Source organism: Mesorhizobium sp. M6A.T.Ce.TU.016.01.1.1, assembly GCF_003997065.1.
GTDB lineage: Bacteria > Pseudomonadota > Alphaproteobacteria > Rhizobiales > Rhizobiaceae > Mesorhizobium > Mesorhizobium mediterraneum.
In genome coordinates this window covers 1-24569 of the sequence record NZ_RZTJ01000007.1, presented here as the reverse complement: position 1 = coordinate 24569, position 24569 = coordinate 1, and the positions used below count along the sequence as shown (strand labels likewise).

Annotated in this window: 19 protein-coding genes; 10 read left to right on the top strand and 9 right to left on the bottom strand. The window is 63.1% G+C overall.

Annotated elements, in window-relative coordinates:
• Positions 1-87 precede the first annotated feature (87 nt).
• From EOC94_RS15300 to EOC94_RS15290, 3 genes are all read right to left on the bottom strand, one after another.
• Positions 88-1461 (bottom strand): 3-deoxy-7-phosphoheptulonate synthase class II, encoded by a 1374-nt coding sequence (locus EOC94_RS15300; RefSeq protein ID WP_127291546.1) that lies wholly within the window; start codon positions 1459-1461, stop codon positions 88-90.
• A gap of 184 nt (positions 1462-1645) precedes the next feature.
• Positions 1646-5143 (bottom strand): transcription-repair coupling factor, encoded by a 3498-nt coding sequence (mfd, locus tag EOC94_RS15295; RefSeq protein WP_127291544.1) that lies wholly within the window; start codon positions 5141-5143, stop codon positions 1646-1648.
• 12 nt (positions 5144-5155) lie between these two features.
• Positions 5156-5443 carry a succinate dehydrogenase assembly factor 2 gene (locus EOC94_RS15290; RefSeq protein ID WP_095485581.1) on the bottom strand — a complete coding sequence of 96 codons (288 nt, stop codon included), beginning with the start codon at positions 5441-5443 and terminating at the stop codon, positions 5156-5158.
• Between the two features lie 92 nt (positions 5444-5535).
• On the opposite strand from EOC94_RS15290, the gene recG reads away from it, so the two are divergent.
• The gene (recG, locus tag EOC94_RS15285; protein WP_127291541.1) at positions 5536-7644 is read left to right on the top strand and encodes an ATP-dependent DNA helicase RecG; all 2109 of its coding nucleotides are present in this window, start codon (positions 5536-5538) and stop codon (positions 7642-7644) included.
• On the opposite strand, the gene EOC94_RS15280 is transcribed toward recG, so the two are convergent.
• From EOC94_RS15280 to EOC94_RS15265, 4 genes are all read right to left on the bottom strand, one after another.
• Entirely contained in the window at positions 7596-8354 is a 759-nt protein-coding gene (locus EOC94_RS15280; protein ID WP_127291539.1) for a DUF502 domain-containing protein, read from the bottom strand. The two genes, recG and EOC94_RS15280, sit on opposite strands and share 49 nt — an antisense overlap.
• Positions 8355-8433: 79 nt before the next feature.
• Positions 8434-10257: a glutamine--fructose-6-phosphate transaminase (isomerizing) gene (gene glmS / locus EOC94_RS15275; protein WP_127291536.1), complete on the bottom strand. Its 1824-nt coding sequence runs from the start codon at positions 10255-10257 to the stop codon at positions 8434-8436.
• Positions 10258-10491: 234 nt separating this feature from the next.
• A complete protein-coding gene (gene glmU, locus EOC94_RS15270) occupies positions 10492-11853 on the bottom strand; it encodes a bifunctional UDP-N-acetylglucosamine diphosphorylase/glucosamine-1-phosphate N-acetyltransferase GlmU (RefSeq protein WP_127291533.1) in 1362 nt (453 codons plus the stop codon).
• 136 nt (positions 11854-11989) lie between these two features.
• The gene (locus EOC94_RS15265) at positions 11990-12736 is read right to left on the bottom strand and encodes a cytochrome c biogenesis CcdA family protein (protein ID WP_127291531.1); all 747 of its coding nucleotides are present in this window, start codon (positions 12734-12736) and stop codon (positions 11990-11992) included.
• 174 nt (positions 12737-12910) lie between these two features.
• Between EOC94_RS15265 and EOC94_RS15260 the strand changes: the two genes are divergently transcribed.
• The 8 genes from EOC94_RS15260 (at position 12911) to rpmG (ending at position 22032) form a co-directional block, all read left to right on the top strand.
• Entirely contained in the window at positions 12911-13288 is a 378-nt protein-coding gene (locus tag EOC94_RS15260; protein ID WP_127291528.1) for a hypothetical protein, read from the top strand.
• Positions 13289-13739: 451 nt separating this feature from the next.
• Positions 13740-16367 carry a type I DNA topoisomerase gene (topA, locus tag EOC94_RS15255; RefSeq protein WP_127291526.1) on the top strand — a complete coding sequence of 876 codons (2628 nt, stop codon included), beginning with the start codon at positions 13740-13742 and terminating at the stop codon, positions 16365-16367.
• 42 nt (positions 16368-16409) lie between these two features.
• Positions 16410-18680 carry a ribonuclease R gene (rnr, locus tag EOC94_RS15250; RefSeq protein WP_245465581.1) on the top strand — a complete coding sequence of 757 codons (2271 nt, stop codon included), beginning with the start codon at positions 16410-16412 and terminating at the stop codon, positions 18678-18680.
• Positions 18680-19132 (top strand): DUF983 domain-containing protein, encoded by a 453-nt coding sequence (locus EOC94_RS15245; protein WP_127291521.1) that lies wholly within the window; start codon positions 18680-18682, stop codon positions 19130-19132. Before rnr ends, EOC94_RS15245 begins: the two co-directional genes overlap by 1 nt.
• Positions 19133-19204: 72 nt before the next feature.
• Entirely contained in the window at positions 19205-19939 is a 735-nt protein-coding gene (locus EOC94_RS15240) for an NUDIX domain-containing protein (RefSeq protein ID WP_127291518.1), read from the top strand.
• Between the two features lie 20 nt (positions 19940-19959).
• The gene (locus EOC94_RS15235; RefSeq protein WP_127291514.1) at positions 19960-21135 is read left to right on the top strand and encodes an MFS transporter; all 1176 of its coding nucleotides are present in this window, start codon (positions 19960-19962) and stop codon (positions 21133-21135) included.
• A gap of 104 nt (positions 21136-21239) precedes the next feature.
• Positions 21240-21698 (top strand): hypothetical protein, encoded by a 459-nt coding sequence (locus tag EOC94_RS15230; protein ID WP_127291511.1) that lies wholly within the window; start codon positions 21240-21242, stop codon positions 21696-21698.
• Positions 21699-21864: 166 nt separating this feature from the next.
• Positions 21865-22032: a 50S ribosomal protein L33 gene (rpmG, locus tag EOC94_RS15225; protein ID WP_006201775.1), complete on the top strand. Its 168-nt coding sequence runs from the start codon at positions 21865-21867 to the stop codon at positions 22030-22032.
• Positions 22033-22422: 390 nt separating this feature from the next.
• Here rpmG and EOC94_RS15215 read toward each other — a convergent pair whose 3' ends face one another.
• Both EOC94_RS15215 and EOC94_RS15210 read right to left on the bottom strand, forming a co-directional pair.
• Positions 22423-23796, bottom strand: coding sequence for a PleD family two-component system response regulator (locus tag EOC94_RS15215; protein WP_127291508.1), 1374 nt, complete (start codon positions 23794-23796; stop codon positions 22423-22425).
• A gap of 33 nt (positions 23797-23829) precedes the next feature.
• Positions 23830-24186 carry a response regulator gene (locus EOC94_RS15210; protein ID WP_287247952.1) on the bottom strand — a complete coding sequence of 119 codons (357 nt, stop codon included), beginning with the start codon at positions 24184-24186 and terminating at the stop codon, positions 23830-23832.
• Between the two features lie 250 nt (positions 24187-24436).
• On the opposite strand from EOC94_RS15210, the gene EOC94_RS15205 reads away from it, so the two are divergent.
• On the top strand, positions 24437-24569 hold a 133-nt coding region (locus EOC94_RS15205; protein WP_127291506.1), incomplete at its 3' end, for a DUF3572 family protein.

Here is a 24569-nt window from a genome sequence, read left to right as displayed (position 1 = left end):
ACCGGCACAACGAGACCCGCCGGCTGAATCAGGGAGCGCCGGATTTCTCCGGCGCTTCGTTGATCGTGAATTTCGACGCCGCTGAAATCAGCCGTTGACGGCCTGCTTGTGCTGGACCGGGTGGCTCTTTTTGAGCAGATCCGAGACCAGGAATGCCAGCTCGATGGCCTGGTCGGCGTTGAGGCGCGGGTCGCAATGGGTGTGGTAGCGATCCTGCAGCTCTTCGGCGGTGATGGCGCGGGCGCCACCGGTGCATTCGGTGACGTTCTTGCCGGTCATCTCGATATGGATGCCGCCCGGATGCGTGCCTTCGGCGCGATGCACCTCGAAGAAGGTCTGCACTTCCTTCAGGATGCGGTCGAACGGCCGCGTTTTGTAGCCGGCGGCCTCGATGGTGTTGCCATGCATCGGGTCCGACGACCACACCACGCTGCGGCCTTCTTTTTTTACCGCGCGCAGCAGCTTCGGCAGGTGGTCGGCGACCTTGTCGGAGCCGAAGCGCGCGATCAGCGTCAGCCGGCCGGGCTCGTTCTCCGGATTGAGCAGGTCGATGAGCTGCAACAGGCCGTCCGGCGTCAGCGACGGGCCGCATTTCAGGCCCAGCGGGTTCTTGATGCCACGGCAGTATTCGACATGGGCATGGTCGGGCTGGCGCGTGCGATCGCCGATCCAGATCATGTGTCCGGAAGTGGCGTACCAATCGCCTGACGTCGAATCGACGCGGGTCAGCGCCTCCTCGTAGCCGAGCAGCAGCGCTTCGTGGCTGGTGTAGAAATCGGTCTCGCGCAGCGCGTAATTGGTCTCCGAGGTGATGCCGACAGCCTTCATGAAGTCCATCGTCTCGGTGATGCGGTTGGCGAGCGACTCGTATTTCTCGCCCTGAGGGCTGTCGGACACGAAGCCCAGCATCCATTGATGCACATTTTCCAGGCTGGCGTAGCCGCCCTGGGCGAAGGCGCGCAACAGGTTGAGCGTCGCCGCCGACTGGCGGTAGGCCATCTCCTGGCGCGCAGGATCGGGAATGCGCGACTTGGCGTCGAACTCGATGCCGTTGATGATGTCGCCGCGATAGCTGGGCAGCGTCACGCCACCCTTGGTCTCGTTGTCGGACGAGCGCGGCTTGGCGAACTGGCCAGCGACACGACCGACCTTCACCACCGGCTGCGCGCCGGCGAAAGTCAGCACCACGGACATCTGCAGGAAGACGCGGAAGAAGTCGCGGATGTTGTCCGCGCCATGCTCGGCAAAACTCTCGGCGCAATCGCCGCCCTGCAGAAGGAATGCGTCACCGGCAGCGACGGTCGCAAGCTGCTTCTTCAGCTTGCGTGCCTCACCTGCAAAAACCAGCGGCGGGAAGGTGGCGAGCTGGGCTTCCGTGTTCCTCAGATTGGCAAGATCCGGATAGGCAGGAATCTGCTGGATCGGCTTTGCTCTCCACGAATTCGGCGACCATTTCGTCATCGTTGCACCCAACGCTCTTTCCAGCGGGTGCTATCGCCCGCCATTTCGCCCCCAAAATGGGGATCGCGGCTCCATACACGAAGCCGATTTCCTATTCTAGACCGGATTTGGACGTGTGGCGAATGGCGGCCGCGGCGAAAAAGCGTCGGAATGTTTGCGGCGAAAGGCTCAAGCCGACGCCGTGTTAAGCCACCTTCTCCGCCAATCTTGCCAGCTGCGTCATGACGACGGCGGACCCCGCCAGCCGCTTTTCAGGCGTAGACCAGTCGCGGCTGAAGACGACGCTGTGATCCGGCCGGATCTTGGCCAGCGAGCCCTGCTCGCCGATGAACGTGACCAGCCCGACAGGATTGGAAAACTCGCGCTTGCGGAAATGTATGACGACCCCCTTTGGCCCGGCATCGAGCTTTTCGACATTGGCCTTGCGGCAGAGCGCCTTGATAAAAACGATCTTCAAGAGATGCTTCACCTCCTCCGGCAACGGGCCGAAGCGGTCGATCAGCTCGGCGCCGAAAGCATCGATCTCCTCGGTGTTTTCGAGATCGCCGAGGCGGCGATAGAGCGCCAGCCGCAGCTGCAGATCCGGAACATAGCTTTCCGGGATCATCACCGCTGCGCCGACGGCGATCTGTGGCGACCAGCCGCTATCCTGCACCTCGCCGGAATCCTTCACCTCGGCGACCGCTTCTTCCAGCATCTGCTGGTAAAGCTCGAAGCCGACCTCCTTGATGTGGCCGGATTGCTCTTCGCCGAGAAGATTGCCGGCGCCTCTGATATCGAGATCGTGACTGGCGAGCTGGAAGCCGGCGCCCAGCGTGTCGAGCGACTGCAGCACCTTCAGCCGGCGCTCGGCGGTGTCGGTCAGCTTGCGATTGGCCGGCAGCGTGAACAGCGCATAGGCGCGCACCTTCGAGCGGCCGACGCGGCCGCGCAACTGGTAGAGCTGCGACAGGCCGAACATGTCGGCGCGATGCACGATCAGCGTGTTGGCGGTCGGGATATCGAGGCCGGATTCGACAATGGTTGTCGACAGCAACACATCGTACTGGCCGTCGTAGAAGGCGTTCATGATGTCGTCGAGCTCGCCGGGCGGCATCTGGCCGTGAGCGACAGCCACTTTCAGCTCGGGCACCGATTCCCGAAGGAAATCATGGATTTCCGCCAAATCGCTGATGCGCGGCACGACATAAAAGGAATGACCACCTCGGTAGCGTTCCCTGAGCAGGGTCTCGCGGATGACCAGCGGGTCGAAGGGCGAGATGAAGGTGCGCACCGCCAGGCGATCGACCGGCGGTGTGGCGATCAGCGATAGTTCGCGCACGCCGGTCAATGCCAGTTGCAGCGTGCGCGGGATCGGCGTCGCCGACAGCGTCAGCACATGCACGTCGCTCTTCAAATCCTTCAGCCGTTCCTTGTGCTTGACGCCAAAATGCTGCTCCTCGTCAATGATTAGGAGGCCGAGATTCTTGAACGAGATCGACGAGCCGAGCAGCGCATGGGTGCCGACGACGATGTCGACCGTGCCTTCGGCGATACCCTTCTTGGCCTCGGCCAGATCCTTGGCTCCAACCAGCCGCGATGCCTGGGCGACGCGGATCGGCAGGCCGGAAAAGCGCTGCGAAAAGGTCTTGAAATGCTGGCGTGACAACAGCGTCGTGGGCACCACCACCGCGACCTGAAACCCTTCCATCGCCGCGATGAAGGCGGCACGAAGGGCGACTTCGGTCTTGCCGAAGCCAACGTCGCCGCAGATCAGCCGGTCCATCGGCTTTCCCGCGCCCAGATCGCCCATGACCGAATCGATCGCCGTCTGCTGGTCGTCGGTTTCCTCGTAGGGGAAACGCGCGGAGAATTCGCCATAGAGACCATCTGCCGGCACCAGCGAAGGAGCGGCGCGCATCTGCCGCTCGGCGGCAATGCGGATCAACTGTCCGGCCATGTCGAGCAGGCGTTTCTTCAGCCGCGCCTTGCGCGACTGCCAGGCGCCGCCGCCAAGCTTGTCCAACGTCGCTTCGGCCGAATCCGAGCCATAGCGCGACAGAAGCTCGATGTTCTCCACCGGCAGGAACAGTCGGTCGTCGCCGGCATAATGGATCTCGAGGCAATCATGCGGCGCACCAACCGCCTCGATGGTGCGCAGCCCGATGAAGCGGCCAATGCCGTGGTCGGTATGGACGACGATATCGCCGGAGGACAACGCCGAGGCCTCGGCGATGAAGTCGGAAGGACGCTTCTTGCGCTTCGAGCGGCGGATCAGCCGGTCGCCCAGAATGTCCTGCTCGGCGACGACGACCAGTTTCTCGGTCTCGAAGCCGGATTCGAGCGGCAGCACGGCAAGTGCCGCCTGCCCCGTCTCGAGCTTTTCCGCCTCGGCCAGCGTGGCGACCGGCTTGAGATTGCCGAGATGATGTTCAGCCAGGATCTGGCCAAGCCGGTCAAGCGAACCTTCGGTCCAGCCGGCGATGACGACGCGGCGGCGGGCGGCCCGCTCATCGGCAATGTGTTTTACGACGACGTCGAAGACGTTGACGTTGGGGTCGGCGCGTTCCTCGACGAAGCTGCGGCCATGCCGCGAGCCGGCATGGAAGATTTTCCTCGCGCCGGCGTCGGGCGCATCGAACGGCGTGAAGTCGATCGCTTCGCGCGGGCCAAGCGAGGCGATGAGGTTTTCGGGCGACAAATAAAGCAGGTCGGGCGGCACCGGCTTATAGGGCACGGCATCCTTCAGTGCGCCGTCGGCCTGCTTCCTGCGCGCCTCGTAATGGTCGAGGATCAGCGCATGGCGCTCAGTCAGCGCCTCATGCGCCAGATGGTCGAACACAACAGGCGTGTCCGGCAGATAGTCGAACACCGTCTCCAGCCGCTCGTAGAAGAACGGCAGCCAGTGCTCCATGCCGGCGAAACGCCGTCCCTCGCTGACCGCCGCATAGAGCCCATCGTCGCGCGAGGGCGCGCCAAAGGCTTCGATGTAGCTGCGGCGGAAACGGCTGATGGTCTCCGGCGTCAGCGCCACTTCACTCATCGCCTGCAGCGCCATCGACTTGCGTTGGCCGATGGTGCGCTGCGTGGCGGCGTCGAAGACGCGGATCGATTCCAGCGTGTCGCCGAAGAAATCGAGGCGCAGCGCTTCCGTCCAGCCCGGTGCGAACAGGTCCAGAATGCCGCCGCGCACGGCAAACTCGCCAACGCCGCGCACTGTAGGCACCCGCTCGAAGCCTGATATCTCCAGCCGCGACACCAGCCCATTCATGTCAATCTGGTTGCCGGGTTTTGCGTGAAATGTCTGTGCCTCGACGAGGCTTGCCGGCGGAATGCGCTGCAGCAGCGCATTGGCGGTGGTCAGGATGACGGCGCGGTGCGGTTTTTTCACCAGCGCGATCATCGCGGTGAGCGCGTCCAGACGCCGCGCGGCAGCATCCGCTCCGGGCGAGACGCGGTCGTAAGGCAGACAATCCCAGGCCGGCAGCTCGAGCACGGGCAGCCCTGGCGCTGCGAATGAAAGCGCCTCGATGATCGAAGGCAGGCGCTGGCCGTCGCGCGCCACGAACAGCACCGGCTTGTCGGGCGCTATCTCGTGCGCGGCCTGCACCAGCGCAAAGGCTTCGTAACCATCGGCGACACCGTCGACGATGAACTGGCCGGCGCGGCCTTTCGGCAGGCCGATGGTGGGGATCAAGCTCATGAAATCACGTATTCAGAATGTCATCGCCTGGCGCGACGCCAGGATCTTTTGCAGGACGGCACAGTCGAAATTTGCGGGAACCGGGCGCTCGCCGGTGATCACGGGCAGGAATTCGGTATCGGGAACGTCGAGGAGCCTTTCATATTGGTCGAGTTCGTCGCCGGTCAAGACGCCGATCTCCGCGTCTGCGAAACTGCCGAGAATGAGGTCCATCTCGCGCATGCCGCGATGCCAAGAGCGAAACAGAAGCTTGCGGCGGCGGGCGTCGAGCCCCTCGCTTGATCGTCTCGTTCCGGTCATTGTCCTGCTTCCTTGCCTGAAGCGGCGCATATAGCGTGGATAGAGGGCGGTGTCAGCCTTGCGCTGCGGCCGTCGCGACATAAGCTGACATCATGCGCCCTTCCCTCCTCGATCCGCTGTTTGTCCCGATCACCTCGCTTGCCGGCGTCGGGCCGAAGGTCGGCGCGCTGATCGAGAAAATCGTGCCGGCCGATCTCGGCGATCGTGCGGCGCGCGCCGGGGATCTTCTGTTCGTGCTGCCCCACACGGTGATCGACCGCCGCAACCGGCCGGGTATCGCCGGCTCGGCTGAAGGCGCGATCGTCACCCTCGAAGTGCGCATCGACCGCCACCAGCCGCCGCCGCGCGGCAACAGATCGGTGCCGTACCGGGTCTACGCCCATGACGACACCGGCGAGATCGCGCTGACCTTCTTCCATGCGCATGCCGCCTATCTGGAAAAAGCGATGCCCGATGGCGAGCAGGTCGTGGTTTCCGGCCGCATGGAATGGTTCAACGGCCGCCCGACCATGGTTCATCCCGACCACATCGCGCTGGCCAGCGAAGCGGAAAACCTGCCGCTGGTCGAGCCGGTCTATCCGCTCACCGCCGGGCTCTCGGGAAAAGTGCTGCGCCGGGCAATCGGCCAGGCGCTCGCTCGCTTGCCGGTGCTGCCGGAATGGCAGGACGGCGAGTTTCTGCGCCGCCAGACCTTTCCTGCCTTCGGCGATGCGCTCGCCCGCATCCACAACCCCGCCGACCCGATCGACGTGTCCATCGACGGCGCAGCCTGGCGGCGTCTCGCCTATGACGAGTTTCTGGCAGGCCAGGTGTCGCTGGCACTGGTGCGGGCAAAAGTCCGCCGCTTGTCCGGACGACCATTGGTCGGTGACGGCCGCATCGTCGAAAAGCTGCGCGCCGCCCTTCCCTATTCGCTGACCACCTCGCAGGAAATGGCGCTTGCCGAAATCAACGCCGATCTCGGTGATCCCGAACGCATGCTGCGCCTGCTGCAGGGCGATGTCGGCTCCGGCAAGACGGTTGTCGCGCTGCTCGCCATGGGGCGCGCCGTCGAGGCAGGCGGCCAGGCGGCATTGATGGCGCCAACCGAAATCCTGGCGCGCCAGCATCTTGCGACGATTGCACCGTTGGCAGAACAGGCGGGCCTGCGCGTTGCCATCCTCACCGGCCGCGAAAAGGGCCGCGAGCGCACCGAGACGCTGGCCGGCCTGGCCAGTGGCGAGATCGACATCGTCGTCGGCACCCACGCCCTGTTCCAGGAAACGGTAACGTTCCACGACCTCGTCTTCGCTGTCATCGACGAACAGCACCGTTTTGGCGTCCATCAGCGGCTTGCCATCACCGCCAAGGGCGACGCGCCCGACATGCTGGTGATGACGGCGACGCCGATCCCACGCACGCTGGTGCTGACCGCCTTCGGCGACATGGATGTTTCGAAGCTCACCGAAAAGCCGGCCGGGCGCCAGCCGATCCGCACCGTCACCCTGCCGCTCGAACGGCTCGACGAACTGGTCGGCCGCATGCGCGACGCCGTCGCCGACGGCCAGAAGATCTACTGGATCTGTCCGCTGGTCGAGGAATCCGAAGAGATCAAGCTGATGTCGGCGGAGGACCGTTTTGCCTCGCTAAAGCCGCTGTTTGGCGACTGGATCGGCCTGGTGCACGGGCGCATGAAGGGCGCCGACAAGGACGAGGCGATGCGCGCCTTCAAGGCCGGCGAGACACGCATCCTGATCGCCACCACGGTCATCGAGGTCGGCGTCGATGTGCCGGATGCCACGATCATGGTCATCGAGCATGCCGAGCGCTTCGGCCTCGCCCAGTTGCACCAGTTGCGCGGCCGGGTCGGGCGCGGCGAAAAACCGTCCTCCTGCGTGCTGCTCTACAAGGATCCGCTCGGCGAGACGGCAACGCGCCGACTGTCGGTGATGCGCGAGACCGAGGACGGCTTCCGCATCGCCGAGGAGGATCTGAAGCTGCGTGGCGAAGGCGAGTTGCTGGGCACCCGCCAGTCGGGCACGCCGGGTTTCCAGGTGGCGCGCATCGAGGCGCATGCCGACCTGCTCGAAGCCGCCCGCGACGACGCACGGCTGATCCTGTCGCGCGATCCCGAGCTGCAATCCGAACGCGGCGCCGCCCTTCGCATGCTGCTCTATTTGTTCGGCCGCGACGAGGCGGTGCGGCTCTTGCGCGCCGGCTGAGGCCCAGCACCCGCCGGTGGATTGGCGATCTGAACGCCGATCGGCTTGCCGTTCAGAGTCACCATTTTCGTCTTGACCTCCGGCGCCACCAGCCCGGCCGAGACGATCAGCTTGGCGCCGTCCTCGATCGTCATGTCGAGCAGCACGACATCGGATTTCGGCACATACATCAGGAAACCGGTGGTCGGGTTGGGTGTGCACGGCATGAACACCGCGATCAGCGGGTTGCCTTCCTGGTCGAGCTTCTCGTTGATCTCGGTTTCCTTCTCGCTGGCGACGAAGACCAGCGACCAGACGCCCTTGCGCGGGTATTCGACCAGCCCGACCTGGCGGAACATGTTTCCCTTGTTCGACAGCACGGTCTCGAAGATCTGCTTCAGCGAGCCGTAGACGCCGCGCACCAGCGGCATGCGGCCGAGCAGCCGCTCGCCGAACAAGACGATGGCGCGGCCGACGATATTGGCGGTCAGGAAACCGATTAGGGTGATCAGGATCAGGGCGACGATCAGCCCGAATCCCGGAACCGGAGCCGGCAGATAGCTATCGGGGTTGTAGCGCGCCGGAATGTAGGGTTTCACCCAGGAATCGACCCAGCCGATGAAGGACCAGGCAATGTAGGCGGTGATCGCCAGCGGCGCGCAGACGACAAAGCCTGTCAGGAAATAATTCCGCAACCGGGTCATGCCTGAGGTCTTGGGAGCATCGGACATGGTTCACCGCAGCACTGATTGCGGCGCAACATTAGTGAACCGCATTCGGCTTTGGAACTGCGAAATTTTTAAACCACGCCTATTCCACAGTCACCGATTTCGCCAGATTACGCGGCTGGTCGACGTCGGTGCCCATGAACACCGCGGTGAAATAGGCCAGCATCTGGATCGGCAGCGCGTAGATGATCGGCGAGATGATTTCCGGCACGTCCGGCAGCACGATCGTCTCCATCGTCTTCACCGTGGCGTGTGCGGCACCCTTGCTGTCGGTGATCAGGATGATCTTGCCGCCGCGCGCCGCCACTTCCTGCATGTTTGATACGGTCTTTTCAAAGATGCGGTCATGCGGGGCGATGACGATCACCGGCATGTTCTCGTCGATCAGCGCGATCGGCCCGTGCTTCAGTTCGCCGGCGGCATAGCCTTCGGCATGGATATAGGAGATTTCCTTGAGCTTCAACGCGCCTTCCATGGCCAGCGGAAAATTGGTGTCGCGGCCGAGATAGAGCACGTTTTTGTAGTGAGAAAGGTCGCGCGCGACCTTTTCGATCTGCCCGTCGAGCTTCAAGACCTGATTGGCATAGCGCGGCGCTTCCGACAGTTGGCGGACCAGCGTCGTTTCCTGCTCCCGCGAGATCGTTCCGCGCGCCACGCCCGCCCGCACGGCAAGCGAGGCCAGCACGGAAAGCTGGCAAGTGAAGGCTTTGGTCGAGGCGACGCCGATCTCCGGCCCGGCCAACGTCGGCAGGATGACGTCGGATTCGCGCGCCATCGTCGATTCGCGGACATTGACGACCGCGCCGATCTTCATGCCCGCCTTGCGGCAATAGCGCAGCGAGGCCAGTGTGTCGGCGGTCTCGCCCGACTGCGAGATGAAAAAGGCGGCGTCTGTCCTCGACAGCGGCATCTCGCGATAGCGGAATTCCGAGGCGACATCGATGTCGACCGGCAGCCTCGCATACCGCTCGAACCAGTATTTGCTGATCAGGCCGGCCAGATAGGCGGTGCCGCAGGCCGAAATCGCCAACCGGTCGATTTTGGCGAAATCGAAAGGCAGGTCGAGCGGCTTCGAGACGCCACCGACGAAATCCACATAATGCGCCAGCGTGTGCGAGATCACTTCGGGCTGTTCATGGATTTCCTTCTCCATGAAATGGCGCCGATTGCCTTTATCGACCATGAAACTGGTGCTGAGCGACTGCTGGCGCTTACGGTCGACCTTGTTGCCCTCCATGTCGAAGATGGCGACCTCGTTGCGGCGCACAACCGCCCAGTCGCCGTCCTCGAGATAGGTGATCGAATTGGTGAACGGGGCGAGCGCGATGGCGTCGGAGCCCAGGAACATCTCGCCGTCGCCATGACCGACGGCCAGCGGTGGGCCGTTGCGCGCGCCGACGATGAGGTCCTCATCGCCCTTGAACATGATGGCCAGCGCAAAGGCGCCTTCCAGCCGCTTCAGCGCCTGGTGCGCGGCCTCGACCGGCTTCAGGCCCCTGGCCAATTCGCGCGCCACCAGATGGGCGACGACCTCGGTGTCCGTCTGCGAGGAAAATGTGTAGCCGTCGCGCATCAACTCGTCGCGCAATTCGGCGAAATTCTCGATGATGCCATTGTGGACGATGGCGACGCCGTCTGAAAAATGCGGATGCGCGTTGGTTTCGTTCGGCACGCCATGCGTTGCCCAGCGCGTGTGGCCGATGCCGATCATGCCGTCGAGTGGTTCGTCCTTCAGCCGGCGCTCGAGATTGATCAGCTTGCCCTCGGCGCGGCGGCGTCCAAGCTTGCCATGCTCGATAGTGGCGACGCCGGCGGAATCGTAGCCGCGATATTCGAGCCTTTTCAGCGCATCGACGATGAGTGGCGCGACCGGCGAGTGACCGACAATTCCGACGATACCGCACATAGACGTTGCCCCCGATTCCGGCGTAAACCCCAGCGCCATTTAGGGTTGGCCGGGCTGCCGCGAAAATCACATTGCGTTTCGTTCCGTATCAGCCGGAACTGTTCTTGCACAGATGCACCATGACAGGGCGCTCTTGCAATCCGGTTACCGCGATCGCTCGGTTTCTCCGTACGGGCATCCTATCGCGCCCAACAGTTCCTGAAATCCGTCAAAGACATGATGCAGTCGTCGCGGCTAGGCTTTTTTTCGGGCCGCCGCGGCCGAAGCAAAACGCTCGCGCAATTCCTTGCCCTTGCCGGCCAGCGTCCTCTGGCGGGCGCGGCCGAAGGCCAGCGCATCGTCGGGCACGTTTTCGGTGATCACGCTGCCCGAAGCGATGTAGCCGCCCTTGCCGATTGTAACCGGCGCCACCAGCGAGGAATTTGAGCCGATGAAAGCACCTTCGCCGATGTCGGTGAAGAACTTCGAATAGCCGTCATAGTTGCAGGTGATGGTTCCAGCGCCGATGTTGGCGCCGGCGCCGACGCGGGCATCGCCGATATAGGTCAGGTGGTTGACCTTGGCGCCTTCCTCGATCGTCGCCCCTTTGACCTCGCAGAAATTGCCGACCTTGGCTTTTTGCCGGAGATCGGCGCCCGGCCGCAGCCGCGCATACGGACCGACATCGCAGTTCGAGGCGATCGTGGCGCCTTCGATATGGCTGAAAGCATGGATCTTGGCGCCCGTGGCGATCGTCACGCCCGGCCCGAACCAGACATTGGGTTCGACAATCGTGTCCGCGCCGATCTCGGTATCGTGCGAAAAGAACACGGTTTCCGGCGCGATCAATGTGACGCCAGAGAGCATGGCCTCGCGCCGCCGGCGCGTCTGCCAGATGCCTTCCGCCGCGGCGAGTTCGGCGCGGTTGTTGATGCCGAGCGCATTCTCGAAGCTGGCTTCTGCGGCAACGACATCAAAACCCTGCCCGCCGGCGATCTCGACGATGTCGGTGAGATAATATTCGCCCTTGGCGTTGTTGTTGCCGACTTGGTCGAGCAGCTGCAGCGCGTGCTTGCCCGCGACCGCCATCAGCCCGCCATTGCAGAAGGTGATTTTCTTCTCCTCGTCGGTGCAGTCCTTTTCCTCGCGGATGGCGATGAGTTTGCCGCCCTTTTCGATCAGCCGGCCATAGCCGGAAGGATTTGACGTGCGGAAGCCGACCACAACGACGGCAGCGCCTTGGGCCAGCTTCAGGCGCGCAGCGGTCAGCACCTCTGGGTCGATCAGCGGCGTGTCGCCGAACATCACCAGGACATCGTCGTAACCCTTTGATATCGCGTCGCGAGCAGCCAGAACGGCATGCGCCGTGCCGAGCCGCTTATCCTGGACGAAGGTCTCCGCCTTCGGCGCGAACTTTTGCGTGGCCTTGCGCATCTCTTCCGCGCCATGGCCGATCACCAGAGCCAGATCACCGCTGCCTGCGGCCTCGGCAGCTCTCACGACATGGGCGACCATCGGCAGGCCGGCGATCGGGTGCAGCACTTTCGGCACGGCGCTTTTCATGCGCGTGCCTTCGCCGGCGGCGAGGATGACGGACAGGCAGGTTCTCTGGCTCATGGAATGGCAACCATATGAAAAGGGTTGGGAATCAAGGCATGTCTAGCATTGGCGCCATGCTGCACCAATGCGGTTAAATTCCGGTGAGACGGTAGAGCAGCTGACTCTTAATCAGCGGGTCCACAGCTCAAGAGCCCTAACCCAGTTGCCCCAGCACCGGGAAATTTTCCAGCAGCCAATAAGACATGGCCTGCACGCCGCCCGTCAGGAAAAAGACGCCGGCGACGACCAGCAGCGCGCCCATCGCTTTTTCGACCCGGCCGAGATGGACGCGAAATTTTGAGAGAAAGCGCATGAAGGCGCCGGAAAACAGCGCCGCGATCAGGAACGGAATGCCGAGGCCGAGCGAATAGGCGGCAAGCAGAGCCGCACCCTCGCCCACCGTCTCGCGGCCACCGGCCAGCGTCAGGATCGGTCCCAGCACCGGTCCGATGCAGGGTGTCCAGCCGAAGGCGAAGGCCAATCCCATGACATAGGCGGCAACGATACTGGCCGGCTTGCCCTGCGACTGGAAGCGCGCCTCACGCGACAGCAGCGGGATGCGCAATATGCCGAGGAAGTTCAACCCCATCAGGATGATCAGCACGCCGGCGGCCATCGCCAGCGGCTCCTGCCAGACGCGCAGCAGCCGGCCAATGGTCGAGGCGCCGGCGCCCAACGCCACGAAGACGGTCGAGAAGCCGAGAACGAAGGCGATCGAAGCATAAAGCAGCGCGCTGCGTGCGTCGGCCTTGGCCGTGACGCCGGCATTGCCGCGGAAATCATCGACCGACACGCCGGCCATGTAGCAGAGATAGGGCGGCACCAGCGGCAGCACGCAAGGCGACAGGAACGAGATCGCCCCCGCCCCGACTGCGCTGACATAGCCGATATCCAATGCCATTCCCGAAACTCCAACTGTATCGGCGCCGATATAGCGGCGCACGGACTTGTCCGCCAATCACCATTGCGTGGCAAGTTGCCGCCCTGCATCGAGGAAGAAACGATACGCCAAGCGCGTTGATGCAACGGGGCCGCGACTTTCCGCGCGCTTCTCGATCATATCAGGGAGAACCTCATGAAATCGATCACAGTTGGGCTGGCGGTGCTTTTGCTCGGCACCGCCGCCTCATACGCAGCTGGAGCGTGGAAAGAAGCCGATGTCGGCGGCACCACGATCTACACCGATGCCAACGGCATGACCCTTTATACCTACGACAAGGACGAGACGGGCAAGTCGAACTGCTACGACAAATGTGCCACCAACTGGCCGCCGCTGAAGGCTGAGGCCGACGCCAAGGCCGAGGGCGAATGGACAATCGTCGAGCGCACCGACGGCACCAAGATGTGGGCCTACGAGGGCAAGCCGCTCTACACGTTCATCAAGGACAAGAAGGCCGGCGATGTGACCGGCGACGGCGTCGGCGGCGTCTGGCATATAGCCAAGGCCGACTAAGCTCGGACCGATATCCCCGCCTTGACCGGCGGGGAATCGCTTGCTGCCGCGTATCCCTGCAGGCCTTCCGGCGGCCAGCTTCTTGCACTGTCCTGCTAGGCATTCCAGCCCACTCGCGGCGCCAGTATCGCCCGCCCGACCGAGCATCATGCCGGATGCCTCTCCGGCTGGGGCTGGCGCATGATCGATGTTTCTCTTATATCCGCGGAAGAATTTGTCCCGTTCTCCCGGATTCATTGCCGGCTTGTCCAACGATAGGCAGCCCGCTCTCTTATCCGAGATTGCGGATATCACATGACTCGCTCTTGGGTTGTGCACTCAATGCAGGACTGCATTTTGGGCGCTTCCCCTTGACCGGATGCAAAAGCCCGGCCATGTGAGCGACAATTGTACGAGATTTCGTCGCGCGCAGCGGAATTCTTCTGCCGCACCACAGCTGATATGAGACCTCATGGACGTCGTCGTCGTCGAATCGCCGGCCAAAGCGAAGACAATCAACAAGTACCTCGGAAAGAACTACAAGGTCCTGGCCTCGTTCGGCCACGTCCGCGATCTGCCGGCCAAGGATGGCTCGGTGCGTCCGGACGAGGATTTTGCCATGTCCTGGGCTGTCGACACCGCCTCGAGCAAACGTCTTGCCGACATCGCCAAGGCGGTCAAGGACGCCGACGGCCTGATCCTCGCCACCGATCCGGATCGCGAGGGTGAAGCCATTTCCTGGCATGTTCTGGAAGTGCTGAAGCAGAAGCGCGCGCTGAAGGACAAGCCGGTCAGCCGCGTCGTCTTCAACGCCATCACCAAGTCATCGGTGCTGGAAGCGATGGCCAATCCGCGCCAGATCGATGCGCCGCTGGTCGATGCCTATCTCGCCCGTCGCGCGCTCGACTATCTCGTCGGCTTCACGCTGTCGCCTGTCCTGTGGCGCAAGCTGCCCGGCGCCCGTTCCGCCGGCCGCGTGCAGTCGGTGGCATTGCGCCTCGTCTGCGACCGCGAATTGGAGATCGAGCGCTTCATCCGCGAGGAGTACTGGCAGGTATCAGCTCTTCTGGGCACGCCGCGCAAGGAAAATTTCGAGGCGCGGCTGACCGCCTTCGACCGCAAGAAGCTGCAAAAGCTCGACATTTCGAACAAGGCGCAGGCCGACGACATCAAGGCGATGCTGGAAGGTGCGACCTTCAAGGCGCTCTCGGTCGAAGCCAAGCCGACCAAGCGCAATCCAGGTCCGCCCTTCACCACCTCGACGCTGCAGCAGGCTGCCTCTTCGCGTCTCGGTTTTTCGGCAAGCCGCACCATGCAGGTGGCGCAGCGGCTCTATGAAGGCATGGACATCGGCGGCGAGACCACCGGCCTGATCACCTATATGCGAACCGACGGCGTGCAGATGGCGCCCGAGGCGATATCAGCTGCGCGCGATGCGATCGCCAAGGAGTTCGGCCCAAAATACCTGCCCGAGAAGCCGCGCCAATACACGACCAAGGCCAAGAACGCCCAGGAAGCGCACGAAGCGATCCGCCCGACCGATTTCATGCGCACCCCCGCTTCTGTCAGACAATATCTCGATGCCGACCAGGCACGGCTCTACGAGATAGTGTGGAAACGTGCCATCGCCAGCCAGATGCAGCCGGCCGAGATCGAGCGCACCACGGCCGAGATCGAGGCAGTCAACGGCGCTCGCACCGCGGAACTCCGCGCCATCGGTTCGGTCGTTCGCTTCGACGGCTTCATTGCCGCCTATACCGACCAGAAGGACGAGGATTCGGAAGACGAGGAAGACCGCCGTCTGCCCGAGATCCGTGCTGGCGAACAGCTCGACCGCGAGGCGATAAACGCCACCCAGCACACCACCGAGCCGCCGCCGCGCTATTCGGAAGCCTCGCTGATCAAGAAGCTGGAAGAACTCGGCATCGGTCGTCCGTCGACCTACACCGCGATCCTGAAGACGCTCGAGGATCGCGATTACGTCAGCATGGACAAGCGCAAGCTGTTGCCGCAGGCCAAGGGTCGGCTGCTGTCGGCCTTCCTCGAAAGCTTCTTCGAGCGCTATGTCGAATACGACTTCACCGCCTCACTCGAGGAAAAGCTCGACGAGATTTCCGACGGCAAGCTCGCCTGGAAGGATGTGCTGCGCGATTTCTGGAAGGATTTTTCGGGCGCCGTCGCCGACATCAAGGAATTGCGCGTCACCGACGTGCTCGACGCGCTCAACGAGGAACTGGCGCCGCTCGTCTTCCCAACGCGGGAAGACGGCTCAAATCCGCGCATCTGCCCGAAATGCGGCACCGGCAACCTGTCGCTGAAGCTCGGCAAGTTCGGCGCCTTCGTCGGCTGTTCCAACTACCCCGAATGCTCCTTCACCCGCCAGCTCGGCGACGCCGCCAACCCCAATGGCGAAAACGGCAATGGCGAGGACGGCACCAAGGTGCTTGGCAAGGACCCCTACACGGCGGAGGAAATCACGCTGCGCAGCGGTCGTTTCGGCCCCTATATCCAGCGCGGCGACGGCAAGGAAGCCAAGCGCTCCAGCCTGCCCAAGGGCTGGACGGTCGATTCGATCGACCACGAAAAGGCCCTCGCCTTGCTGTCGCTGCCGCGTGACGTCGGCAAGCATCCGGAATCCGGCAAGATGATCTCGGCCGGGCTGGGGCGCTACGGTCCGTTCGTGCTGCATGACGGCACCTACGCCAATCTCGACAACATCGAGGACGTGTTCTCGATCGGCCTCAACCGCGCCGTGTCGGTGATCGCCGAGAAGAAGTTGAAGGGCCCCGGCGGCCGCAATGGCGGCACGCCCGCCGCCTTGAAGGAACTTGGCGAGCATCCGGCGGGCGGCGGCAAGATCGTCGTGCGTGACGGCAAATACGGGCCCTATGTTAATTTCGGCAAGGTCAATGCGACGCTGCCTAAAGGCAAGGACCCGCAGTCGGTGACGGTCGAGGATGCGGTGGCGCTGATTGCCGAGAAGGAAGCCAAGGGTGGCAATGGCGGCAGAAAGCCCTTCCGCAAAGCGGCCGCACCTGCCAAAAAGCCTGCGGCAGCCAAAAAACCAGCGGCCAAGAAAGTGGCCAAGAAAAAGGGATAGGGCATCGTGGCGCGCAGGGTATCCGGAAGAAGCCATGGCGATCTGCGCACCGCCGACACGAGGGCCAAGGTCAGGGATAACTACCGGCCGTCCCGTGACGAGATCCTGCGCTACATCGCCGAAAATCCGGATCGCTCCGGCAAACGCGACATCGCCAAGGCGTTTGCGCTGCGCGGCGAGGACCGTATCTGGCTGAAGGACATTTTGCGCGACCTGCAGGATGAGGGCCTGCTGACCAAGGAGCGCAAGCGGCTGGCCCGTGTCGGTGCCCTGCCCCATGTCGCCGTGCTCGACATCTTTGGCCGCGACGCCGACGGCGTGCTGCTGGCGCACCCGACCGAAGCCGTGGGCAATGGCGAGCCTCCTGTCATAGCGATCCGCGTGTCGCGTGGCGGCGGCGGCCCGACACCGGGCATCGGCGACCGCGTGCTAGCCAAGACCTTTCCAACCGATGACGCGACGGGCCCTGCCTATACCGGGCGGGTGATGAAGATCTTCGAGAAGCGCACCGATGCCGTTCTCGGCGTCTTCCGCGTGCTGCAGGACGGTACCTTTCGCATCGAGCCTGTCGAAAGACGCCAGCCGGAGCTGGTCGTCGACAAGGAATTCCAGAACGGCGCCAAGAACGGCGATCTGGTCGAGGTCGAGCCGGCGCGGGCCTCCCGCTACGGGCTGCCCAGAGCCAAGGTGCTGGCGGTGCTGGGTTCGCTGACCAGCGAAAAGGCGGTCTCGATGATCGCCATTCACGCGCACGACATTCCACATATTTTCCCGGCAGACGTCATCGCCGAGGCAGAGGCGGTCAAACCGGCAACGCTGGCCGACCACGAGGACTGGCGCGACCTGCCACTGGTCACCATCGATCCGGCCGACGCCAAGGACCATGACGACGCGGTATTCGCCACGCCGGACACGGATGAGAAGAACCCTGGTGGCGTGGTCGTCACCGTGGCGATTGCAGATGTCGCCGCCTATATCCGCTATGGCACTGCGCTCGATCGCGAGGCGCTGAAGCGCGGCAATTCGGTCTATTTCCCGGATCGCGTCGTGCCGATGCTGCCGGAACGCATCTCGAACGACCTTTGTTCGCTGCGCGAAGGTCAGGACCGCCCGGCGCTGGCGGTCCGCATGACTTTCTCGGCCGATGGCCGCAAGCTCAGGCATTCGTTCCACCGCATCATCATGAAATCGGTGGCGAAACTCGCCTACCCCCAAGCGCAGGCCGCAATCGACGGCGCGCGGGACGACAAGACCGGCCCGATCCTCGACACAGTGCTGAAGCCGCTCTGGAATGCCTACGCCGTCGTGAAGCGCGGCCGTGACACGCGCCAGCCGCTCGAGCTTGAATTGCCGGAGCGGAAAATTCTGCTCAAGGAGGACGGCACCGTCGACCGGGTCGTCGTGCCGGAGCGGCTCGACGCGCACAAGCTGATCGAAGAATTCATGATCCAGGCCAATGTCGCGGCGGCCGAGACATTGGAGGCGAAACGGCAGGCGCTGGTCTATCGCATCCATGACGCGCCTTCGCTCGCCAAGCAGGAATCGCTGCGCGAATTCCTGCAGACGCTGGGTCTGTCGCTGGCGCGCGGTGCGCAAATGCGGCCGAACCAGTTCAATGGCATCCTGGATCGCGTCCGCGGCGCCGACCATGAAGGGCTGGTCAACGAGGTGGTGCTGCGCACGCAGATGCAGGCCGAATATTCGCCCAGCAACATCGGCCATTTCGGCCTCAATCTGAAGCGCTACGCGCATTTCACCTCGCCGATCCGCAGATATGCCGACCTGATCGTGCATCGCGGGCTGATAGCCGCGCTCGGCTTCGGTGCGGGCGGACTGACGCAGGATGAGGCGGCGCGGCTGGAAGAGGTTTCTGCGCTGATCTCGGCCACCGAGCGCCGCGCCATGGCCGCCGAGCGTGACACGGTCGACCGGCTGATCGCCGCCTATTTGGCCGAGCGTGTCGACGAGCGTTTCGACGCACGCATTTCGGGCGTCACCAAATCGGGACTATTTGTCCAATTGCCGCAGTATGGCGCAGATGGTTTCATCCCGGTGTCAAGTCTGGACGGCGATTACTATATATACGACGAAACTGCCCGATCGCTTTTCGGAGAACGCACCGGCAAGGGCTATCAGCTTGCCGACCGCGTCGAGGTTCGCCTGATCGAGGTGGCGCCTATGGCCGGCGCGATGCGTTTCGAGATGCTGACCGACCCAAAGCCGCTGCCCGGCTCCAAACGGTCGTTTCACAAGACCAAAGGCCGCGCCCGCGCGTCGCAATCGCGTCCAGGCTCACGCGGCAGGAGACGGTAATGCCAAGCGATCTGAAAATGAACCAACAGGTTTTCGGCGGCGAACATCACTCGGGCCGGGTCGCCCGTCCGCTATGGACGGCGATGAAGCGCGGCGCGCTTGGCCGCTGCCCGCATTGCGGCGAGGGAAAGCTGTTCCGCGCTTTCGTCAAGACTGTCGACAAGTGCAATCATTGCGGCGAGGAGCTTCATCACCATCGCGCCGACGACCTGCCGGCCTATCTGGTGGTGGTCATCATCGGCCACATCGTGCTCGGCGCCTTCATGGGCGTCGAAGCGACCTCCACCTTGTCCACCTGGCAGCACATCGCCATCTGGGTGCCGCTGACCATCCTCATGGCGGTCGTCTTGCTGCAGCCGGTCAAGGGCGCCGTCATCGGCCTGCAATGGGCGTTCTATATGCATGGCTTCGGCGGGGAAGAAGATCTGATCGAGTCGCATCCCGAGGCTTGAAACCGAGGCTGGCGCAATCGGCATGGCTGGACGCCACTTTCGCATCGGAGAAGATTCCGCTAGGTCGTGCGCATGGACGGTATGACCAGGTTGGAAGTCGACAAGGTCGAGCGGATCGCGCTCGACGCCAAGCCTATACGTCCGCGCGATGCCGCGACGTTGATCCTGCTCGACCGCAAGGGCGGCGAGTTCCTGGTGCTGATGGGCCGGCGCCACGCCCGTCACGCCTTCATGCCGGGGAAATTCGTCTTTCCCGGCGGCCGTACCGATCCGGCCGACAGCCGAATTCCCGTTGCCACCGCGCTGCACCCTGAGGAACAGGCGAGGCTGACCGCCGGCGTTGGCCGCATCAGCCCGGCCCGCGCTCGCGCCATCGCGCTGTCGGCAATCCGCGAGACCTATGAGGAGGCCGGCCTGCTGATCGGTCGGAAAGGCGCCTTCGCGACGAGCAGGCGCGATTGGCAGGGTTTTGCCGAGCACGGCGTAAGACCGTCGCTGGCAGAGCTGCGTTTCATCGCGCGTGCCATCACCCCGCCAAACACGGTGCGGCGCTTCGATACGCGCTTCTTCAGCGCCTGGCGCGAAGATGTCGCCGTGGAGCTGCCGGACGGCGGTCCGACCAACGAGTTGGAGGAGCTGGTCTGGCTGCCGCTCGCCAAGGCCAGACAGGCCGATATTCCCGACATCACCAGGGCTATCCTGGAGGAGCTGGAAAAGCGGCTCGTCGATGATCCGCTGCTGCGCCCCGGCGGTTCCGTGCCGTTCTACCGGCTTGTCCGCAATCGCTTCGCCCGCGAAATTCTGTAAAGCATAGAGCATTCAAATCCATGACGGTCGATACCCAGCAAGAGGTCGAGGAACGCGTACATTGGCTGCCGATGATCGCGGCGATCTCGTCGATCAGCGTCGTCGGCATTGCCATCGGCCTCGGCATGCCGCTGCTCAGCGTCATCCTCGAAACGCGCGGCCATTCGGCGTCGATGATCGGCTTCAACACCGCTGTCGCCGGGTTCGCCTCGATCGCCGGCGCACCGCTCGCCACTCCGCTCGCCATGCGGTTCGGCGTCGCCTGGACAATGCTGGCCATGATCGCCACGGGAGTGCTGGCCTTTGTCGGCTTCCATTTCGCGCCGGACTTCTGGATGTGGTTCCCGCTGCGCATCCTGCTGCACATTGCGCTGACGGTGCTGTTCATCCTGTCGGAATTCTGGATCAGCACATCGGCGCCGCCGCACCGGCGCGGCCTGGTCCTCGGCATCTACGCCACGGTATTGTCGCTCGGCTTTGCCGCCGGGCCGTGGCTTTTCGCCCATCTCGGCAGCACCGGCTTCCTGCCCTTCGGCGTCATCATGGCGCTGGTGACGCTGGCCGCCATTCCGGTTCTGGCCGCCCGCAACGAGAGCCCGACGATCGTCTCCAATGGCGAGACCAGCAACTTCCTGCGCTACATCTGGTTGGTGCCGACGGCGACCGCCGCGGTGCTGGTGTTCGGCGCGGTCGAGACCGGCGGCTTTGCGCTCTTCCCGATCTATGGCAGCCGTATCGGCTACTCCGAGGCCGACGCCGCACTTCTGCTCACCATGATCGGTCTTGGCAACGTGCTGTTGCAGATCCCGCTCGGCATGATCAGCGACCGTGTCAGCGACCGCCGTTATCTGCTTTTGGCTTGCGCAACCATCGGGCTTGCCGGCACCATCTTCATGCCCCACTTCGCGCAGAACTGGCACCTGATGGCGGCGCTTCTGTTCGTCTGGGGCGGCGTGGTCGCGGCGATGTACACGATCGGCCTGGCCCATCTCGGCTCGCAGCTTTCCGGCCACGAGCTGGCCTCCGCCAACGCCGCCTTCGTGCTCTGCTACGGTGTTGGCATGGTGCTCGGCCCGCAGGCGATCGGCATCGGCATGGACCTTTTCGGTCCCTCGGGCTTCGGCTGGGCGCTCGGCATGTTCTTCGCCTTCTATATCGCGCTGGTCGGCGCCAGGCTCGTCCGAAAAATCCTGTAGAAAGGCTTGATCGATGCTCGCGTCGCGCGAGGCTGCTGACATAACCATGTCAGCAGCACCCGGATAGATTGTCAGCAACACGCCACCAGATTGAGGATGCCGTCATGATCGACTCCGGGTTTGAAACGACATCGGTACGGATGGAATTGCTGCTGCTTGTGACCTTTCAATCGCCGGCCTCCGATGTCGACCGCATCATGGAAGCGGTGGTCGCTATCGCGCCGCTCACCATGGGCAAGTACGACAGCAATGCCTATCAGTCGGCGCACGGCATCGAGCGCTACCGGCCACTCGAAGGCGCGGCCGCCGGCGCCGAGACGGAATTGCGCAGACGGCCGGGCACGGTGGAAGTGTCGTTCGAGCTGCCCGACGACCAGGCGCTGGCCGCCCGCATTGTCGAAGTGATTTTCCAGGTCCACAGCTATCAGGAGCCGGTGATCCGCATTCAGCCGATCCTTGCCAGCCGTTCCAAGGGGTTGGACGACCGCTCCAACCCGAACCGCTGGTGGAACACCACGGGAGACTGGAAGAAGGTGGCTCCGCCGGTTAGGGAAGACGCATAGAAACGGACCGCGGCCTTCCCTTCTCCCCTTGTGGGAGAAGGAAGAGGCGCTCTCGCGGGGTTGACTTTCCGGGCGCGTTCTTTATGTGTCGCGCCAAGTTTCCCGCGTCCGGGTGTTTCCCCGTGCTCCAGCGGCTAAAACTCCACGAACATAACGGACGAACAACATGGCCAAAGCCGCAAACATCAAGATCAAGCTTCTGTCGACCGCCGACACCGGTTTCTTCTACGTGACCAGCAAGAACAGCCGCACCAAGACGGACAAGCTGTCGTTCCGCAAATACGATCCTGTCGCCAAGAAGCATGTCGAGTTCAAGGAAACAAAGATCAAGTAATCTGGTTTCTTGCTCTAAAGCCAAAACGCCGCCCCTGTGGGCGGCGTTTTTGTTTCAAGGCTTCGAAAAGCCCGATATTTCCAAGGCTTAGCGCAGAGTCTCGATGTCTTTTCGGAAAGAGGGGGCCGGTCGGCGTTTGGCAGCGGTACGAGGAGGCCACTATGTGCCAGCGCCGGCCGGCCGACCCCACGGACCCAGGAGATGCGGCGGACCTGAGAATCATGGGGTATTCTTCGGATCGACCCGGCAACTACCCTCGCGCCGGTTCCGTCATTGGTCTGCACATTTGCGCAACAGCTTACGAAAATCAACAATTTCTTAACCAACCGCTGCGAATCGCTTGCGTTAAGGTAAATTCGTAACCCTGTCGCACCGACTGGATAATCGGCGCTACGCCGCCTTGGCGACGACGCGATTGCGGCCGGCGCTCTTGGCTTCGTAGAGCGCGAGGTCGGCGCGTTTCATCAGCCCGGCTACCGAGTCCAATCCCTTCAGCACCGAAGAGACGCCGACACTGACGGTGACCTCGATCGTCTTGCCGTCATGGCCGACGGCAAACGGCATCTGGGCGATTTCGGCGCGAATGCGCTCTGCGACCTTTTCGGCGACCGCGCCGTCCGTGTCCGGCATGACCACGACGAACTCCTCGCCGCCGAAGCGGCAGGCGAGATCGATGCCGCGCACATTCTTGCGCAGCCGCCGCGCGAATTCGCGCAGCACCTCGTCGCCGCCATCATGGCCATGCGCGTCGTTGATTGTCTTGAAGCGGTCGAGGTCGGTGATCATCACCGACAGCGGCCGCCGCCGCGCCACGGCACGGTCGAACAACGTCTGCAGATGGCTGTCGAGGTAACGGCGATTGTGCAATCCCGTCAGGGCGTCGGTCACCGCCATCTCAATGGTTTGGGTGACGCTGGCGCGGAGTTGGTCGTTGTAGCGCTTGCGGCGCACTTGCGTGCGCAGCCGAGCGGTCAGCTCCTGCTGGTCGATCGGCCGCATCAGATAGTCGTTGATGCCGAGTTCGAGGCCGCGGATGATGCGCTCTTCCTCACCCTCCTGCGCCAGAAGGATGATCGGCAGGAAACGGGTGCGATCGAGCGAACGCAGTTGCGAGCAGAGCCTGAGCGGATCGAAATCGGCAAAGGCCGTCGAGATCATCACGCATTCATAGGGCGTCTCGGCGGCCTGGAAGAAACCGGCATGCGGATCGGTGGCAATGTCGAGGTCGGCGCTGCCGCGCAGCATTTTCTGGATGCGCTCGAAGGAAGATTTGCGCTCGTCGATCAGCAGAACTTTCGGCGTTGTGTCTGCGGAAGCGAAGTTGCGGCTCAACAGCTCCTCGATGCCGATGTTGCGCGTGGTCGAGGCGCGCAGGCGCAGCTCGTCGGTCAACGTCTTCAGCCTGACCAGGCTTTTGACGCGCGTCATCAATTGCAGATCATTGACCGGCTTGGTCAGAAAATCGTCGGCGCCGGCCTCGAGGCCGCGCACCCGGTCCGAAACCTGGTCGAGCGCGGTGATCATGACGACGGGTATGTGCGACGTCGCCGGATCGCTCTTCAGCCGCCGGCAGACCTCGAACCCGTCCATATCGGGCATCATCACGTCGAGCAGAACGACATCGACCTTGCCGTTTTCGCAGGTCTCGATCGCGTCCAGCCCGTTGGTGGCGGTCAGCACCTCGAAATATTCGGCAAGCAGCCGGACCTCGAGCAGCCTCACATTGGCAGGGATGTCGTCGACGACGAGGATCCGTGCAGTCATCTCACAAAGCTCCGGCTCGGCTGGAAAGGCGCATCAGGCATCGCCCAGGTAGGATTTGATGGTTTCGATGAAACGCGGCACCGAGATCGGCTTGGAAATATAGGCCTCGCACCCCCCCTGGCGGATGCGCTCCTCATCGCCCTTCATCGCGAATGCAGTGACGGCAATGACCGGAATGACATGAAGGTCGTCGTCCTCCTTCAGCCATTTGGTCACTTCCAATCCCGACACTTCGGGCAGTTGGATGTCCATCAAAATGAGATCCGGCTTGTGCAGTCGCGCCAGATCCAGCGCTTCCAGACCGTTGCGCGTGCGTACCGTCTCGTAACCGCTCGCTTCAATGAGGTCCCGAAAGAGCTTCATGTTGAGCTCATTGTCCTCGACGATCATGACCTTCTTAGGCATCAAATTCCCGTTCCGGCCTGCCTTCCGCTCGAAGGATGCCGCCATGCGCCCTCGCCGGCACGCATCAAACCCTGCTCGACTCTACGGCAATATAATTGACGAAACGGAAACCGGCTGCCGGAAAAGCTTCGGATTTCGCCTCGAGCACCGCTTTGCCGAGGTAGACGGCTTGCCGCCGGCGACGCTTGCGATTACTGCCAAAAAGAGACTCATTCCACCGCGCAAGAAGGTAGCGATGGCAAACGCAGCGTCAATGCGCGAGGAAGCGGAAACCATTGCCGTGAAGGCTTTGGGCTTCGTCGCCGCCGATCCCGAACTTCTGCCCCGCTTCCTGGCGATCACCGGCATCGAGGCGCATTCCATCCGCC